Genomic DNA, 15076 nt, shown 5'->3' on the forward strand with positions numbered 1-15076 from the left:
TTCATGCAGAAGGTCGATCACCCTCACTGATCGTCATGCTATTTTGTGGCGCTCGTTAAAAGTCAAAGCCCAGTTGCGCCTTCTCTGGGGCAGTCTTTGCCCGAGTCCGATGCATGGTCTTGCGAGAGCCGTGCTTTTCTAAGACTGCCTGTTTAGCGATACGGACTTCAGCCTGCTGTCGGCGTCCATAGAGGCGTGACTTAGCCTCTTTGGTGGCAATCGCCAAATCCACAATCGGCAAGGGAATCTCAAAGCCCACCCGAATACCAAGTTGCTCTTGCAAAGCTTGGGGCATATTCCAGGGCTCAAAGAGATAGGTATCAGGCACTTTACGCATCGCTGGTAACCAGGTGCGCACAAACTCGCCAGTAGGATCATGATCCATGGCTTGTTTAATCGGGTTATAGACCCGGGTGGTGTTGATTCCGGTGGTACCCGATTGCATTTGCAGTTGGCTCCAATGAATCCCCGGTTCGTAATCCAAAAATTGGGTGGCCAACCATTCGCCCACGGGGCGCCAATGCAGCCATAAGGGGTAAGCAGCGACCGAAACCAGCATCGCGCGCATCCGAAAATTGAGCCAACCGGTCTCGCGCAACATCACCACACACGCATCAACCATTGGCCAACCAGTTCGCGCTGCTTTCAATGCCTCAAAGTGTTCATGATGAAAGTCATTCTCCCGCAGGCCATCGTAACCACGGTGCATATTGCGCCATTCAATCTCAGGCTCGCTCTCAAGCTTTTGAATGAAATGGCAGTGCCAATACAAACGGCTCAGAAACGCCCGTAAGCCTGCCTTTTGCCTTACTGAAATCCCCTCTTCAGTGATCATTGACCGTGTACGACTCACGACCTCGCGCATGCTTAGGCAACCATAGGCAAGATAGGTGGAGATACGCGAACATGCCTGTGGGGCAGTAACAGGCGATGAGATACCGCCCCGATAACGCTGACTGCGATGCGTCAAAAAGTTATCCAAGGTTTTGAGTGCAAGATTTCGTCCGCCTCGCTGACGCCGTGGTGGATCGTGTTGAAGATGCGCTGGAGGATTGATTACTGGCAAGGGCGGTATCGAGTGATTCCAGAATGCGAGTGGTGGAACTGTTTCTGGCGGACAAGCCATCTGGTGCTCCCACGCTGCTTGCCAAGCATTGCGGTTCTTTAGACCTCGCACCACACCAAACTGTGGGTATTCATGCCACGGAATGTGATGATCGCGGCACCAACGTCCTAGGCGTCGATCGCGATCATAGGTCCATTGATTACCGGTCTCTTCATGTGAATGCAGCCCAGTAAAAGGATGGTGCTGCCAGACTTTATCGAGGATCTCGATTACTTCGCCGGTGAACACCTCAAGACCACCGCCCTGCTTTCGGAGTTCTGCATCGAGGTCAATTAATGACTCGGTAATAAATCCAAAATGGCCCATAGCCATATCGGCTTGCTGCCAGAGGCCTGGCTCAACAATATAGATACAGCGAACCGGTCCACGACGTGCGGCATGAGCTAAGGCAGCATGATCCTCCCAACGCAGATCGCGCTTAAACCAAACAAGCTCATAACTCATGGCAAATCACTCTTTAAGACGGAGTGATAACGATAGCACCGAAGCAAAATTTGCGTTCGGTGCTAATCCATCAAAAGCTCAATTGATCTTTCTGGTACTTACTTTAGGCTAACCTGCTTACCATCGATCCAGGTCGAGATCACTTTGATGTTGCGGATCTCTTCGGGCTTGGTTTTACGTGGGTTCTTCTCCAGAATCACCAAATCAGCCTGCTTACCAAGCTCTAAGCTACCAACCAATTGATCGGCGAAGATCTGATAAGCCGCATCAATGGTAACTGCTCGAATCGCATCATCCACTGAAATGGCTTGATCAGGACCTAAAACCTTGGTGGGCGGCAATTGCCACATCCGAGTGACCGACTCGGTAATGTAGTTCAGCGGACCAACATTAGAAACTGGTGTATCGCTATGCAATGTGAACTTGCCGCCTGCGCGCTTGATCTCACCGGCAGGATCAATTCGCTTGGCGCGATCTGCGCCAATAATCTGATTGTAAAAAGCCGAACCCCAATAATCGACGTGACCAATCGTGAAACTTGGAATCACTCCGAGTTTCACGGTTTGCTTAACTTGTTCTGGATGGTTCACCGTGAAATGCTCAATGCGTAGACGGCGATCTTGCGGCTTCGGATTGTTCGCCAAGAGTTTGGTATAACTTTTGAGGGTTTGATCAATGGCCTTATCACCATTCGAGTGGGTTGAGATTTGCCAACCTTGATCAAAGTATGACTTCATTGAGTTGTAGATCTCATCGTCTTTGAAATTAAGTGCTCCGCTCCAAGAACTTCCTTTTGGATAGGTATAGGGCTCGCGCAGTGCTGCAGTTAAGCCTTGGGTTGAACCGTCTGAGATGTATTTGATTCCGATAAATCGCAAACGATCGTCGCCCTCGTTTGGTTTAATGGTTTTGTAGCCTGGCGGCATCGATTCGCTAAAGAGATAACCCCGAACCCGAATGGGTGACAGATTTTTAGCAAAGATCCCTTTGTAAATCGCGATTTCTTGATCGACTCCAAAATTACCTCCCACGCTCATCTCTGAAGCAGTGGTGACACCAACCGATGCCATTTTGCGCATCGTTCCCAACATGGCGCCAATTAATTCGGCTTCAGAGGGATTGGGCATTTTGGCCATGAATGGCAAGTACGATGGAGGCTCAACCAGCTTACCAGTCAGCTTACCGTTAGCATCTTTCACATAAATACCCCCACCTTTGGGATTTGGGGTTTTATCGGTCACACCAGCAAGCTCAAGGGCTTTGCGATTGACGTAGCCAATATGACCAGACTGGTTAACGATAAAGATTGGTACATCCTTCGACACTTTATCGAGGTCGTCGGCATTCAGCTCTGCCATAAAAGGTGAAGTGCGCGATGGATCAACTCCAAAGCCAAACAGCCAGCCGCCCTTCGGAATATTCTTCAGATGTGCCCTCATCTTGGCAATCAAGGTCTCTTTAGTGTCATACGGTAAGGTGAAATTACTGAGATTGAGTCCCAAGCCCTCAAAGACGGAAGTAATCATGATATGAACGTGAGGCTCAACAAAGCCTGGCATTAAGGTTTGACCCTTGAGATCGACCAACTGCGTCGTTTTGGATTGCCAGTCTTTCATGACCGTATCTTTATTACCCACCGCCACAATCTTGCCACCCTGAACTGCTAAGGCTTGGACCTCATCATTTTTCTGGTTGACGGTCACAATCGGGCCGCCATAAAAAATGGTATCGGCATTGCCTTTGGCAAAGGTGAAAGAGGCGGAGCCCATGAGAGCAATGGTGAGTATTTTTTTAAGCAAGGTCATTGGATCTTCCTAATTAAAGACATACAAAAACAAGCGGTTGAAATCAAATCATACAAAATACAAGTGGCACTTCGTTAACAAAACCGACTAAGCCCAAAAAGCTCTGATTTGAGCTGCTTCCTTCTTCGCACGCTCATACCCTGCTTTCAGAGCAGGTTGGATTTGACGAGGATCGGTTAGATTAATTCCGTCTGGCGCCCCCGCCACGATCCATTTCACTTTCGTGCCCACACTTTCAATATCCTTGATGTTTTGTGCCATTGGATGCGGAATCTTTGTCAAAATAGGACCGGTCACCCCATCGGTCAGAGTAATGACTAGAGCACGCTTTGATCCAGCCACTACATCGACATGGGCTGGGTTAGAGCACATCCCACCATCCATACCATAGCGCTGACCTAGCAAGGTAGGCCCCGCGATTCCAGGTAGCGAGCTGCTTGCTGCGACGGCGTGAGCCAAGGCAATCTTATTCTTACGCGCATTGGCTTGACCTACGATTAACCGTTCACCGGTATAGCAATCAATCGCTGTCGTGAACATTTTGGGTGTTGGCCAATCCGTTTTACTATCGCCGGTGAGCAATGCTGCGAGTGCTTCAACACGGGAGCCATTCAAGCGGTTATCCGCTGCTAGTGCGGCACGTCCAATTACCTGACGTGTCTCAATGCTGCCATCGGTCGCACTCATATTAATTTCCATGGCTCTGAGCTGACTTGTATTGGGATTCGTTGTCGGTGCGAGCTTGGCAAAGATCTTGGGGAACTCGCCAAAGAAATCCATCTCTGTGCGTAAGCGCTTAAAGTGTCCCGATAACAGCGATGAACCCATATAGGAACCCGCTGATGTTCCCACGACCATTTGAGGCAAGCCTGCCATGTCAAGACCAGCCTCCAATAAGCCATGAAAGAACCCACAGTACCAGGCAATGTAATACTCCCCACCGCCACCCAACACCAGCGTACGGTCGAGGCCTTTAGCGAGGGGAGAAACCGTTGGGGTCGTCGCAATGGGAATCGACAGGCCGTCATTTGCAAAGATCTTCTCTGAGATCTGCTGAGCTTTTTGAGTAAAACCCTGAGCCTGAGCAGTAGATCCATAGAAAGTACTTGCGACTGCGGGTGCTGCCAAGGCAGATGTTTTTAGAAAGATTCGACGTTGCATAGAAATAGAAATAAATAAGTAAGTTGAGAAACTAAACCCTCACCATGTTAAGCAAGGGTTTCGATGACATCATGAGCGATCCGTTAGCTTTTGGGGCAGGCATTGACCAAGGGCTTGCCCGCAACACGGTCTTTCACCCACTGCAAGTACATCGGAGCAGATACTCCAGGAGTTGAGAAATGGGTTTGCTCTCCTGGTAACTGGATACGCTCGATGTTGGCGCCCATGGCGCACATTTGTTTTTGATAAAGCTCATGCATGATCGGTGGCACCGCGGTATCTTTTGTTCCCCAGTAGATCACAACCGGTGCGATCGGCTTTACCGGGGGAACGCTGCCATCAATCAAGGCTTTTACCCAGACGATTGAATTAATAGGCTTATCGCGCAGCAGTGTTTTGAACTCAGCACCGTAGGCGTAATTAAAGGTATCCGCAATCACATGCATGCACTTATTTGACAGCACTTGATCAAGCACTTTTGCACCCGGATCGGTAAACAAGTCGGTCAGCTTAAGATTAGGGTAAGCCGCCTGGGTACCCCACATCGTCATCGCAAAATGCGAGAAATTAAATACGTTGTCAGAGAAGAGCTTAATAAGTCCATTTAGGGCTTTATCAGCAGTCGCTTGATCTTTGCTAGCATTTGGGATCATGACCGCAGCATCCTGAGGTGCCATGGCCACAAAGCCAAGCACCTGCAAATCGTCAGCCACACTTCCCTTTTGGTTTAAGTAAGCTCCCAAGCTTGCTGCTGCAATCGTGGCGCCTCCACCTTGAGACCAGCCATAGAAAATAGTGCGCTTACTGGCACCCGTGTCTCTCATGGAAATGGCAGCGCGTGCGGAGTTGATTAAATCACGCCCATTCGTGCCAGCTACTGAGTATTGGTGTTTGCCACCGCCACCCAAGCCCTGATAATCCGTTGCCACAATCACGTAGCCCTCTTTGATGAACTCCTCAAGATTGGGAATGCCGTAGTCCGTCCAAGAATTACCGCCCACTAAGAAATATTGATTGAGTGGGACCGCAGGGTTGGTGACCTGTGAGGGCCCACAATTTTGCGCAGTCCCGGTCGTACCATGTGCCCAAGCCAATACAGGGCGGCCCTCTTTGGGAGCAGCGGCAACCGGAGCGACCACCAAGCCGGTCGAGATGGTGGTTCGTCCACCCACATCCGATGAAATGTAGGCAATCTTCCAGGCCTGCGCACCTTTAATAGAGGTATCAATCTTCTCTTGTTTGATGACTTGCCCTAATTTGCCATCGGGTTTCATTTTTATGACATCAGCATAAAACGCGGGCATGGGTGGATTGGCATGCGCTACCGAAATTGGAGCGATGAATAGAACGCTGACTGCCAGAACAGAAAATAGTTTGATCATAAGAAACCTGAAGAAATAATTGCGCTAGTTGAATTTAGATAAATTACTTCAAGATGATGAGGGTCACAGTTGCTCTCGCACCCCATCCGGATGGGCCGCCGGGGGTATTACTGACGTAATACATTGGGCCAGCGCCAAATGAAAATGGCAAACCATCAATCACCACCACTTTTGAGACTCCTGCATAGAGCGGGTTGGAAGTGCGGCGCGTGTCGTAGTTATAAAGCGCTTCCATATTGCTCGTGAAGGTCCATGCCTGTTTATTGGTGTAGGCAACAAACGGCTGACCGTAGAGATTGTTTTGAGTGCCGAAGGCGGGATTACCACCCACTTCCCAGGATTGGTAAGCGAGTAAGCCATAGGTCCATGGACCATGACGATTGAGTACAACACCGGTCACACCAGCACCCGTTTGTTGCGAACCAAACTTACCACTATTACCTGATGGCGAGATGGCATAGGGACCAACACCCCAGATCCATGAGGAGTTGGTATTCGGGGCATAAAAGGATTCGACGGTAACGCTGGCAATACCAGAACCGGTAAATGGCGAGCCACTTGTCCCTTGCACATTGATTTCACGAACACCGGCCACAATGGGTCGCACAATAAAAGTATCACCACCACCCAAGTCAAATGGCAAAACCGGCTGGAATAACAAACTTTGCTCCGAGCCGGCTTGGTTCACACCCACTCCACGACTGTATTGATACTGAGTTTGCACCGAGATCATGTTTGCAATGGGGTTTGCTAATTTTTTAGCAATGGCCTCCTTATCAATTCCTCCTGCTGGAGAGGCCGATGGGCTAGGAGCGGCCTGTTGTGCAATTGCGGTACCTGACAATGCTCCCGACACAAGGAGAGCACAAATCATTTTTTTGGTATTCATAAATTGGTCTTAGAAATCAGAATTTGAAGGTAATCGCAAGTTGAGGGCCTTGCATGGTGGTCTTTTGCAATACACCGCCCGCTTTCATATCGTAGTACAAGGCACGATAGCTCAATGAGGCATCAATTAACTTACCAAAGGATTTGCCCACGCCAATCATGGCTTGCCATGTGACATTCGTGGTACCGCCACCGCTACCAATATCGCCATAGAACGGGACATACCAGCTCGAGTCAGCGATGCGGTAACGACCTTTGACGCCAATAATCGGATCAACGGTCGAGGTCGTCTTCGAAATCGTTTCTTTCTCTGAGGTGCCCACTAAATTACCATTTAAGGTTGCAGTCACGTCGATCGCACGAACACCGAGCAATCCATCCACATACGTATTCTTGGTGTTCACAAAGGTATATGTTGCTGCACCGGTCAAGATGGTTTGTTGCAGAGTAATTTTGTCAGCAACGGTGGCTGCTCCCCCTGCCACTGGAATCGAGCCAGAATGTTGGAGGGTGGCTGAAACCAGATCACCCATAATTCCCCACTTGCCATAGTGCGCTTCTGCAGCAATCATGCCACCTGATTTGAGATTACTAAGAACATTGCTCGAATTAAAGTCCGCAGATCGCGCCAAGCCATTATCAAAACCCATCGTGCCTTTGATGCCTGGGGCCCAGACATAAGGGCTTACTTCAACACGCCATTGGTCGGCTACGGTGGGAATCGGATTATCGGCATTGGCTGATGCCGTACCAATCACCATAAGGCTACAGGCGACCAAAATTACCTGTAAGCCGCGCTGAAGAAGAATAGAAGAGCTTGATTTCATGAGATTAAGTTTTTTAACAATAGATTAAGAATGTAAATTATATTAGACAAAATTACAGTATTTATTACTTTGATTGCACGGTTTTATCTGATCTAGAATGGGTTCATAACGCATCACGCGATTGTGTGAATGCGATTTGATATGAAATAGAGAGACATGGCACCCTGGAAAGCGGCAAGCGTAGGCGATCACATTGATCAAATTGATACTCCGGCTTTAGTTCTGGATCTTGATGCGTTTGAGCGCAATATGAAGCTGCTACAAAATGCGATCTCGAGCGCTGGTGTGCGCTTACGCCCTCATGCCAAGAGTCATAAGTGCCCTGAGATTGCCTTGCGTCAAATTGAGTTAGGCGCAGTGGGCATTTGTTGCCAGAAAGTCAGTGAGGCAGCAGTCTTTGTCGATGCGGGTATATCGGATATCTTCATTACCAATCAAGTAGTGGGTGAGAAAAAAGTAGCGCATGCCCTTGACTTAGCCGCACGTGCACGTGTTGGGGTGCTCGTGGATCACGAAGATCAAATTAGTGCTTTCGCACGTGCTAGCGCAGAGCGTCAAGTGTCGATTGATGTCTATCTTGAGATTGATGTGGGCATGGGACGCTGCGGCGTGGCATCGATTGAGCGCGCAGTGGCAATGGCTCAACAAATTGCTGCTGCGCCCTACTTAAACTTTATGGGTCTGCAGTGTTATCACGGTAGTGCCCAGCACTATCGATTGCCTGAAGAACGCCAACAAGCCATTGCAGCGGTGTGCGCCAAAGCGGCGGCGACTAAAGCGGCGATTGAGGGTGTGGGCATTCAGGTGGAGCGGATCTCGGGTGCGGGTACTGGCTCGGTCATGCTCGAGAGCCACTCCAAGCTATTTAATGAAGTGCAAGCGGGGTCTTATATTTTGATGGACCGTGATTACGCTACTAATCAACGCGATCCTAGCGACCTGCCCTTTGAGCATGCCTTATTTGTTAAAACTGCTGTTCTTAGTCACCCGAGTGCCAATCGTGCGGTGGTCGATGCTGGCTTGAAAGCATCGAGTGTTGACTCTGGGATGCCAGTGGTTTGGCAGCGCACCGATGCCAAATACCTGAAGGCCTCCGATGAGCATGGGGTTCTGGAGCTTACGCCCGATAGCACCCTTAAGCTTGGCGACTATGTGATGCTCGTGCCGGGGCATTGCGACCCGACCGTTAATCTTTACGATGAGTTAATTGCGATTCGTGGAGATCGGGTCGAGGCCATCTGGCCGATTGCAGCAAGAGGCGCATTACTATAAGTTAATCAAAAATGTGTTTTGTTAGTATAAGTGCCGAATCAGTTAAGACTAAGGGCGAACATACAAATCTTGACCATTCTTGATGGTCTTTACAACCTGGATATCTTTAATTTCCATTGGCTTCACTTTTAAGGGATTCCGTTCAAGAACAACAAAATCCGCTAGCTTCCCCGTTGTAATACTGCCCTTTGAGGCCTCTTCTTTGTACTGATACGCTGCAACCGATGTGAAACCACGAAGTGCAAAATAAGGATCAATGCCTTGCTCAGGCCCTAAGGTTGTCCCAGAGTAGGTAACTCGATTAACCGAGGTCCAAATGGTAAATAGAGCGCTCGGACCAGATGATGGGGTGTCATTATGAATACCAAACTGCATACCCTTTGCTCGGGCTGAGTTGAGGGGCACCATTGAGCGAGCCCTATCCTCCCCTAAAATTTTTCGGTACACATCGCCATACATCCAAATGTGGTTTGGCATAAATTGGGGAAGAATCTTATTGGTTTTGTACTGATCCAATTGATCATCACGAATAAAAAAGGAGTGGGCAATCGCGGTACGACGATCTTCTGTAATGCCTGTCTCTCGAATTGCTTTTGATATTGCCAAAAGGGTCATATCAATTCCAGCGTCGCCATTCGAATAGCCGTAATACTGAATATTCTTTTGATAAGCGAGCTTTGCATAGCGATCCACAACATCTTGCGACACAATCGCCATACCTCGCCATCCTTTTGGCACGCCAACGGTATCGGCATAAGGTTTTGAGAAATACGCAAGACGCAATTGAGGGGCGCCATCCGTGGATACTAAAATCCCAGCGACTTTGAAGCCCCCATCACCCTTGGTATAGATACCAAATGGGTAATTTTTATTGCTTGCCAGTAATTGATCAACTACATCATAGGTTGGTAAAGCAATCAAATCTAAGCGAATCAAATTACGCTCCACAGCGTGGCGCATGTTACGAATATCATCTAGGGTGGTTTCATAACTTTGCGCTGTGGTGAATCCATTTGAGGCATAAATCATTTCGGCCTTACGATAGGTCTCCAAAATTAAATCCTCAGAATACCTACCAAATACCCTAGCAGTAGCCTCTACATTGGGCATACCGATTAACTCCCCCGTGAGTTTTCCGGTCTTTGGATCAATGGGAATCATTCCTTGTGTAACCTTTGTGGCTTTGGTAATCCCTAACTTTTTTAGACCTGCCGAATTAACAATCCCCGTCAATGTGGAAATATTGTTAATAAATACCGGTTGATTTGGAAATGCTTTATCCAACTGCGCTATCGTTAAAGGGCCATCGGTTAGAAAAGCATCTGCATACTCGGCACCAATAATCCAACCATTAAATGGTCGAGCTTCCGCTTTTAAGCGGTCGATTAACTGCTTTGTAGTGCTGGGTGGATTTTTTGAAAAATAGCCCAAGTTAACGGCCAAAGTATTTTGAGCGATCAAGGTAAAGTGCCCCCAGGCATCGATAAAGCCCGGCATCAATGTTTGACCTTTTAAATCATGCAAGACTGGATTGGTACCCGCCGCATTTAGGGCATCTCGTAAGTTACCAACGTATGCGATTGTCTTACCCTTCACTACGACTGCCTCAACATACTGCGGTTGCTCACCCTCCATCGTCAGGATGTCGCCATTGAAATAGACGCTCGCGGTATTGGCAAATACGTGGGTCGTGATTAAAAGGATGCAAATACTAAAACATCGTTTGAAGATTTTCATTTGTTAACCGCTGTGATGGATTAAAGGCTTGCCAAGGATAAATGCCAAACAGTTATGAGACCAAACTTCTAAACGATTTTGATAACCAGATCAGGAAAGCCGTCGAGCATGCAACGCACAATATCGCCACGCACCACAGGGCCCACATTTTCTGGGGTTCCTGAGTAAATGATGTCACCAGGGAACAGTTCATTGGCTTCGGATAGCTTCACAATTTGCTCTGCGACCGACCAAATCATCTGGTTTAGGTTTGCCTTTTGACGAACTTCGCCATTAACCGATAAAGCAATGGAGCCACTCTTTTGATGACCAATTTTGCTGACTGGAAAAATGGGGCCGATGGGTGCCGAATGATCAAACGATTTACCGATTTCCCAGGGTTTCTTTTGATCGCCCATGAATCGCTGCAAATCACGCCGCGTCATATCTAAACCAAGGGCGTATCCATACACATGGTCTAAGGCTTTATCAATCGTAATATTTTTACCACCAGTTTTTAGGGCAGCTACTAACTCCACCTCGTAGTGATAATTCTTGGTTAGGGTTGGATACGGGTGATCCACAATTTTATTGGGGGCAACAAATTGAATCGCATCCGTGGGCTTTTGAAAAAAGAATGGCGGTTCACGTGTTGGGTCAGACCCCATCTCCCGCGCATGCGCTGCATAATTTCGTCCAATGCAATAAATACGACGAACGGGAAATTGCTCACTACTATTCGCTATCGGAATATAGGTTGGCTCTAATTGAAACGGCGTCTTTGGCTTTGCTGCTTCTGCCGAAGATGTGGCCCCTAAGGTCACGATGGAGGCAGCCCCCAGTCCAAGCTTCATCCATTGGCGGCGATTTTCGTAAGAGGTTTCTTTTTTAGTTGACATTATTCATCCCTAGTTGATTGATCGGCGATGCGACCATTGTGCGCCGCATCCTTTTGAATTTCAATGGATGGCCATTCCTGAATTTCCCTAATAGGTTGAATGTTGGTCGTTGTCAAAGTGCTGAAATCTGTATGGTTTCTATAACCATGTCTAATTCGGTAAATACGGTCGCTTAAGCTGCACTACACCCCCCCAGAACGTACTAATGACAATATTTGGATAAGAAATACCAAATAGGAGTTGCACTAGCAAATTAAGGTAGATCTAGGTTAATACGATGCCATAAAAAACTAGTCATTGAGCAAAGGCAGTTTGTACTAACGAACGAATCTTGATATCAAATGATGACCAGAAAAATAAGGTCTTTTCGGGGGACGCTACAACCTAGCTCTTGGAGCGCTTAGAACCCGCCATCAAAATGAGTTCCTCCAACTTTGCGAAGTATTTCTTCGACTTTGGAGTGAGTTCTAAGAATTTCTTACGACTGTCATTCCCAATCGCATACACAATCAGTTCTTTTTCAACCAAACTATTAAGGCGTCTGCTTAGTGTCGCTGGAGAGCCAATTTGGTTGGCAAAAATAACATCAGAGACTAAAAAAGGTTTACCTGCGTAGGAAGCTTGTGCAATGGAGTCGAGGAGTTTTTTCTCAATATCATCGAGTTTTGGAAACGCAGGGCCCTGCTCAAGGGTTTCCATGAGCTTATTAAAGCGAAAATATGCATTTTGTAAGGTCGTTCTTTTTGCGGCCATAAAAATTTAGAATGTCTCTTTAATTACTTATTCAACATTATCATATCATTGTAATAATTATTATGAATGATTTCAATGGGTAACGCCCTCAAAAATATATTGATCGTTTGCTTCATTGCGGCAATTTGGCTCGCTCTTGAAGCCCTCGATCATGGGCTATTGGGCCTTCCCCTAATTTCCGAGTCTTCCTATTTCATTTATTGGCTCTCTGGACTCAGACTGGTCGCGGTTATTCTATTTGGCTGGCTTGGATTTTTTGGGCTTTTTCTTGGCTATGCCGTAAGTAGCATTTATATTTGGGGTGGTTCAGATAGCGATGCTCTGATTCTTGGCTTCTTGCTCTCCATTGCACCAATGATTGCCTATCGCTATTGGCAAAGTGCGTTTGATAAAGATGATGATTTTGATGATGTTAATTTTGTCCAATTGTGCTACTTTGTATTCTTGCATTCATTCATTGCGGCTATTTTCAAGAATGTCTATTGGTACTTTGTGGGTCACAGCTATGGCATTGACCATGCGGCCATGATATTTACCGCCAATGTCTTAGGTTCTTTTGTCTTTCTCTACCTCCTGCTCTTTTGCAATCGCCTTTACAAAAGAATCAAAAAGCGACTCTCGACTAAAGCGGTGTAGCTCCTCCGTATCTATCCTTGGGATTAAAAAAATGGGCTACCGAATAGGTAGCCCATTCAACTAAGGACAAACTGTAATGCAATCAATTCACCACCATGTGCAATCATGGGGCATTTATAGTTTTCCACATAAAAAACTCCGTGAATAGAGGGAAAACCCCAACTTTATTAATAATATTTATTAATATTTTCTATTTACAATGAGGACTCCTTAACCTGATAGGAGAAGTGTATGTCCACAGCAACTGCGCCTGTTGAACGCAAGCGCCCGATGACCAAGGAGGAGCGCAAGGTTATTCTCGCCTCGTCTGCGGGTACCATTTTTGAATGGTATGACTTTTATCTGTATGGCTCATTAGCAGCCATCATCGGTGCTCAGTTCTTTTCCTCGTTTCCAGAAGCTACACGTAACGTTTTTGCTTTACTTGCGTTCGCCGCTGGATTCTTAGTACGTCCCTTTGGCGCACTGGTATTTGGTCGATTAGGCGATCTAGTCGGTCGTAAATACACTTTCTTGATTACGATCTTGATTATGGGTATTTCAACCTTTGTGGTTGGCCTCTTGCCCAGCTATGAAACCATTGGTTGGTTAGCACCCGTAACTCTAATTGCCCTACGGATGCTACAAGGTTTGGCACTGGGTGGTGAGTATGGTGGCGCTGTAGTTTATGTCGCTGAGCATGCCCCCAACGGTCGCCGTGGCTACTTCACATCCTGGATCCAGACAACTGCGACCCTTGGACTTCTTTTGTCCTTGATGGTGATTTTGAGTGTGCGCACCTATGTTGGTGAAGATGCCTTTAAATCTTGGGGATGGCGCATTCCTTTCTTGCTATCTATTTTCTTATTAGGTATATCTGTTTGGATTCGTTTGCAAATGGAAGAGTCACCTGCTTTCAAGAAGATGAAAGAGGAAGGAACTCAATCCAAAGCCCCGATCTCTGAAGCATTTGGTAACTGGAAGAACGGTAAGTTCGCAGTGATTGCCTTGCTTGGCTTAGTAGCTGGCCAGGCTGTGGTTTGGTATACCGGTCAGTTCTATGCCTTGTTTTATCTGCAGACCATTTTGCGCGTTGATATGTTCAGTGCCAACGTTTTGATTGCTTGGGCCTTGATACTAGGTACCGGAGGATTCGTGGTGTTTGGAACCCTCTCTGACCGCATTGGTCGTAAGAAAATCATTTTGGCTGGTTGCTTAATTGCTGCCGTGACTTATTTCCCAGTATTTAAGTCGCTCACACAATTAGCAAATCCTGCCCTCAACTCGGCTCAGCAAAATACGAAAGTTATAGTTATCGCCGATCAAAATGATTGCTCATTCCAGTTCAATCCAACCGGTACTGCAAAATTTGCGAATTCGTGCGACGTTACGAAGGCACTGTTAGCACGCAGCTCCGTAAATTACTCTGTGGAGTATTCCCCAGGCGCTATCCCCGCAAAGGTCAAGATTGGTGATGCGGAGATTGAGGGCTATGAAGCTAAAAAGTTAACGGGTGATGATGTCAAAGCAGTGCCTGCTGCATTTACAAAGAACGTCAATGAAGCATTGGCAGCTGCCGGATACCCCGTTCCCGGAAAACCAACACCAGGCATTATCAAATTAGATGGCTTTTTTGATATATTCACTGCCCAGGCTTTCCCCATCGTGCTAATCCTCACTTACCTTGTAATTTTAGTAACGATGGTTTACGGACCAATTGCAGCAGCGCTAGTGGAGCTGTTCCCAACTCGCATTCGCTATACCGGTATGTCATTGCCCTACCATATTGGTAACGGCTGGTTTGGCGGCCTGATGCCTGCTACGGCATTTGCGATGATTGCACAGACAGGAGACCCCTACTACGGACTCTGGTACCCAATCGTGATTGCAGTGGGAACCTTTGTCATTGGGCTGATCTTTGTTCCCGAAAACTACAAGAAAGATATTTTTGCGGAGCAAAATAGTAAATAAGCTTTACAAGAACTCTGGTAGTTTGTGATTTAAATGGCCCTTCGGGGCCATTTTTTTGGATTCTGATCTTTAATAGAAATTATTAATAATAAGTATTTACCCTCTATATAATTTAGGCTCGAGAGAATATACTTCGATTGTTTAGTCAATAGCAGGATGACTAAAGCAAGTGCATGTTGTATGTCTCCGTTTCACGCCACCCTTAGGGTGGCTTTTT

At 47.1% G+C, this 15076-nt stretch carries 12 protein-coding genes; 3 read left to right on the top strand and 9 right to left on the bottom strand.

The features are described from left to right. Nucleotides 1-55: 55 nt before the first annotated feature. From QUE65_RS06175 to QUE65_RS06200, 6 genes are all read right to left on the bottom strand, one after another. Complete coding sequence (locus QUE65_RS06175; protein ID WP_286280092.1) at nucleotides 56-1570, bottom strand: cryptochrome/deoxyribodipyrimidine photo-lyase family protein; 1515 nt, start codon at nucleotides 1568-1570, stop codon at nucleotides 56-58. Between the two features lie 98 nt (nucleotides 1571-1668). Beyond that, on the bottom strand, nucleotides 1669-3375 hold the full coding sequence (locus QUE65_RS06180; RefSeq protein ID WP_286280093.1) for an amidohydrolase: 1707 nt from the start codon (nucleotides 3373-3375) through the stop codon (nucleotides 1669-1671). 87 nt (nucleotides 3376-3462) lie between these two features. Continuing rightward, on the bottom strand, nucleotides 3463-4536 hold the full coding sequence (locus QUE65_RS06185) for a patatin-like phospholipase family protein (RefSeq protein WP_286280094.1): 1074 nt from the start codon (nucleotides 4534-4536) through the stop codon (nucleotides 3463-3465). A gap of 83 nt (nucleotides 4537-4619) precedes the next feature. Then, on the bottom strand, nucleotides 4620-5918 hold the full coding sequence (locus tag QUE65_RS06190) for a lipase family protein (protein WP_286280095.1): 1299 nt from the start codon (nucleotides 5916-5918) through the stop codon (nucleotides 4620-4622). Nucleotides 5919-5961: 43 nt separating this feature from the next. After that, nucleotides 5962-6807: a hypothetical protein gene (locus tag QUE65_RS06195; RefSeq protein WP_286280097.1), complete on the bottom strand. Its 846-nt coding sequence runs from the start codon at nucleotides 6805-6807 to the stop codon at nucleotides 5962-5964. Nucleotides 6808-6823: 16 nt separating this feature from the next. After that, nucleotides 6824-7633, bottom strand: a complete 810-nt coding sequence (locus QUE65_RS06200; protein ID WP_286280098.1) for a hypothetical protein — start codon at nucleotides 7631-7633, stop codon at nucleotides 6824-6826. A gap of 156 nt (nucleotides 7634-7789) precedes the next feature. On the opposite strand from QUE65_RS06200, the gene QUE65_RS06205 reads away from it, so the two are divergent. Beyond that, nucleotides 7790-8905: a DSD1 family PLP-dependent enzyme gene (locus QUE65_RS06205; RefSeq protein WP_286280099.1), complete on the top strand. Its 1116-nt coding sequence runs from the start codon at nucleotides 7790-7792 to the stop codon at nucleotides 8903-8905. Between the two features lie 48 nt (nucleotides 8906-8953). Here the strand turns inward: QUE65_RS06205 and QUE65_RS06210 are convergent, their stop codons facing one another. The 3 genes from QUE65_RS06210 to QUE65_RS06220 all read right to left on the bottom strand — a co-directional run bounded on the left by QUE65_RS06210 (nucleotide 8954) and on the right by QUE65_RS06220 (nucleotide 12273). Continuing rightward, entirely contained in the window at nucleotides 8954-10642 is a 1689-nt protein-coding gene (locus QUE65_RS06210; RefSeq protein WP_286280100.1) for an amidohydrolase, read from the bottom strand. 68 nt (nucleotides 10643-10710) lie between these two features. After that, entirely contained in the window at nucleotides 10711-11520 is an 810-nt protein-coding gene (locus tag QUE65_RS06215) for a fumarylacetoacetate hydrolase family protein (RefSeq protein ID WP_458574747.1), read from the bottom strand. 384 nt (nucleotides 11521-11904) lie between these two features. Next, nucleotides 11905-12273 carry a helix-turn-helix domain-containing protein gene (locus tag QUE65_RS06220; protein WP_286280101.1) on the bottom strand — a complete coding sequence of 123 codons (369 nt, stop codon included), beginning with the start codon at nucleotides 12271-12273 and terminating at the stop codon, nucleotides 11905-11907. Between the two features lie 75 nt (nucleotides 12274-12348). On the opposite strand from QUE65_RS06220, the gene QUE65_RS06225 reads away from it, so the two are divergent. Continuing rightward, nucleotides 12349-12909: a hypothetical protein gene (locus tag QUE65_RS06225; RefSeq protein WP_286280102.1), complete on the top strand. Its 561-nt coding sequence runs from the start codon at nucleotides 12349-12351 to the stop codon at nucleotides 12907-12909. A gap of 231 nt (nucleotides 12910-13140) precedes the next feature. Continuing rightward, nucleotides 13141-14859: an MFS transporter gene (locus tag QUE65_RS06230; protein WP_286280103.1), complete on the top strand. Its 1719-nt coding sequence runs from the start codon at nucleotides 13141-13143 to the stop codon at nucleotides 14857-14859. Nucleotides 14860-15076: the final 217 nt, after the last annotated feature.

This window comes from Polynucleobacter sp. HIN8, from assembly GCF_030297615.1.
GTDB lineage: Bacteria > Pseudomonadota > Gammaproteobacteria > Burkholderiales > Burkholderiaceae > Polynucleobacter.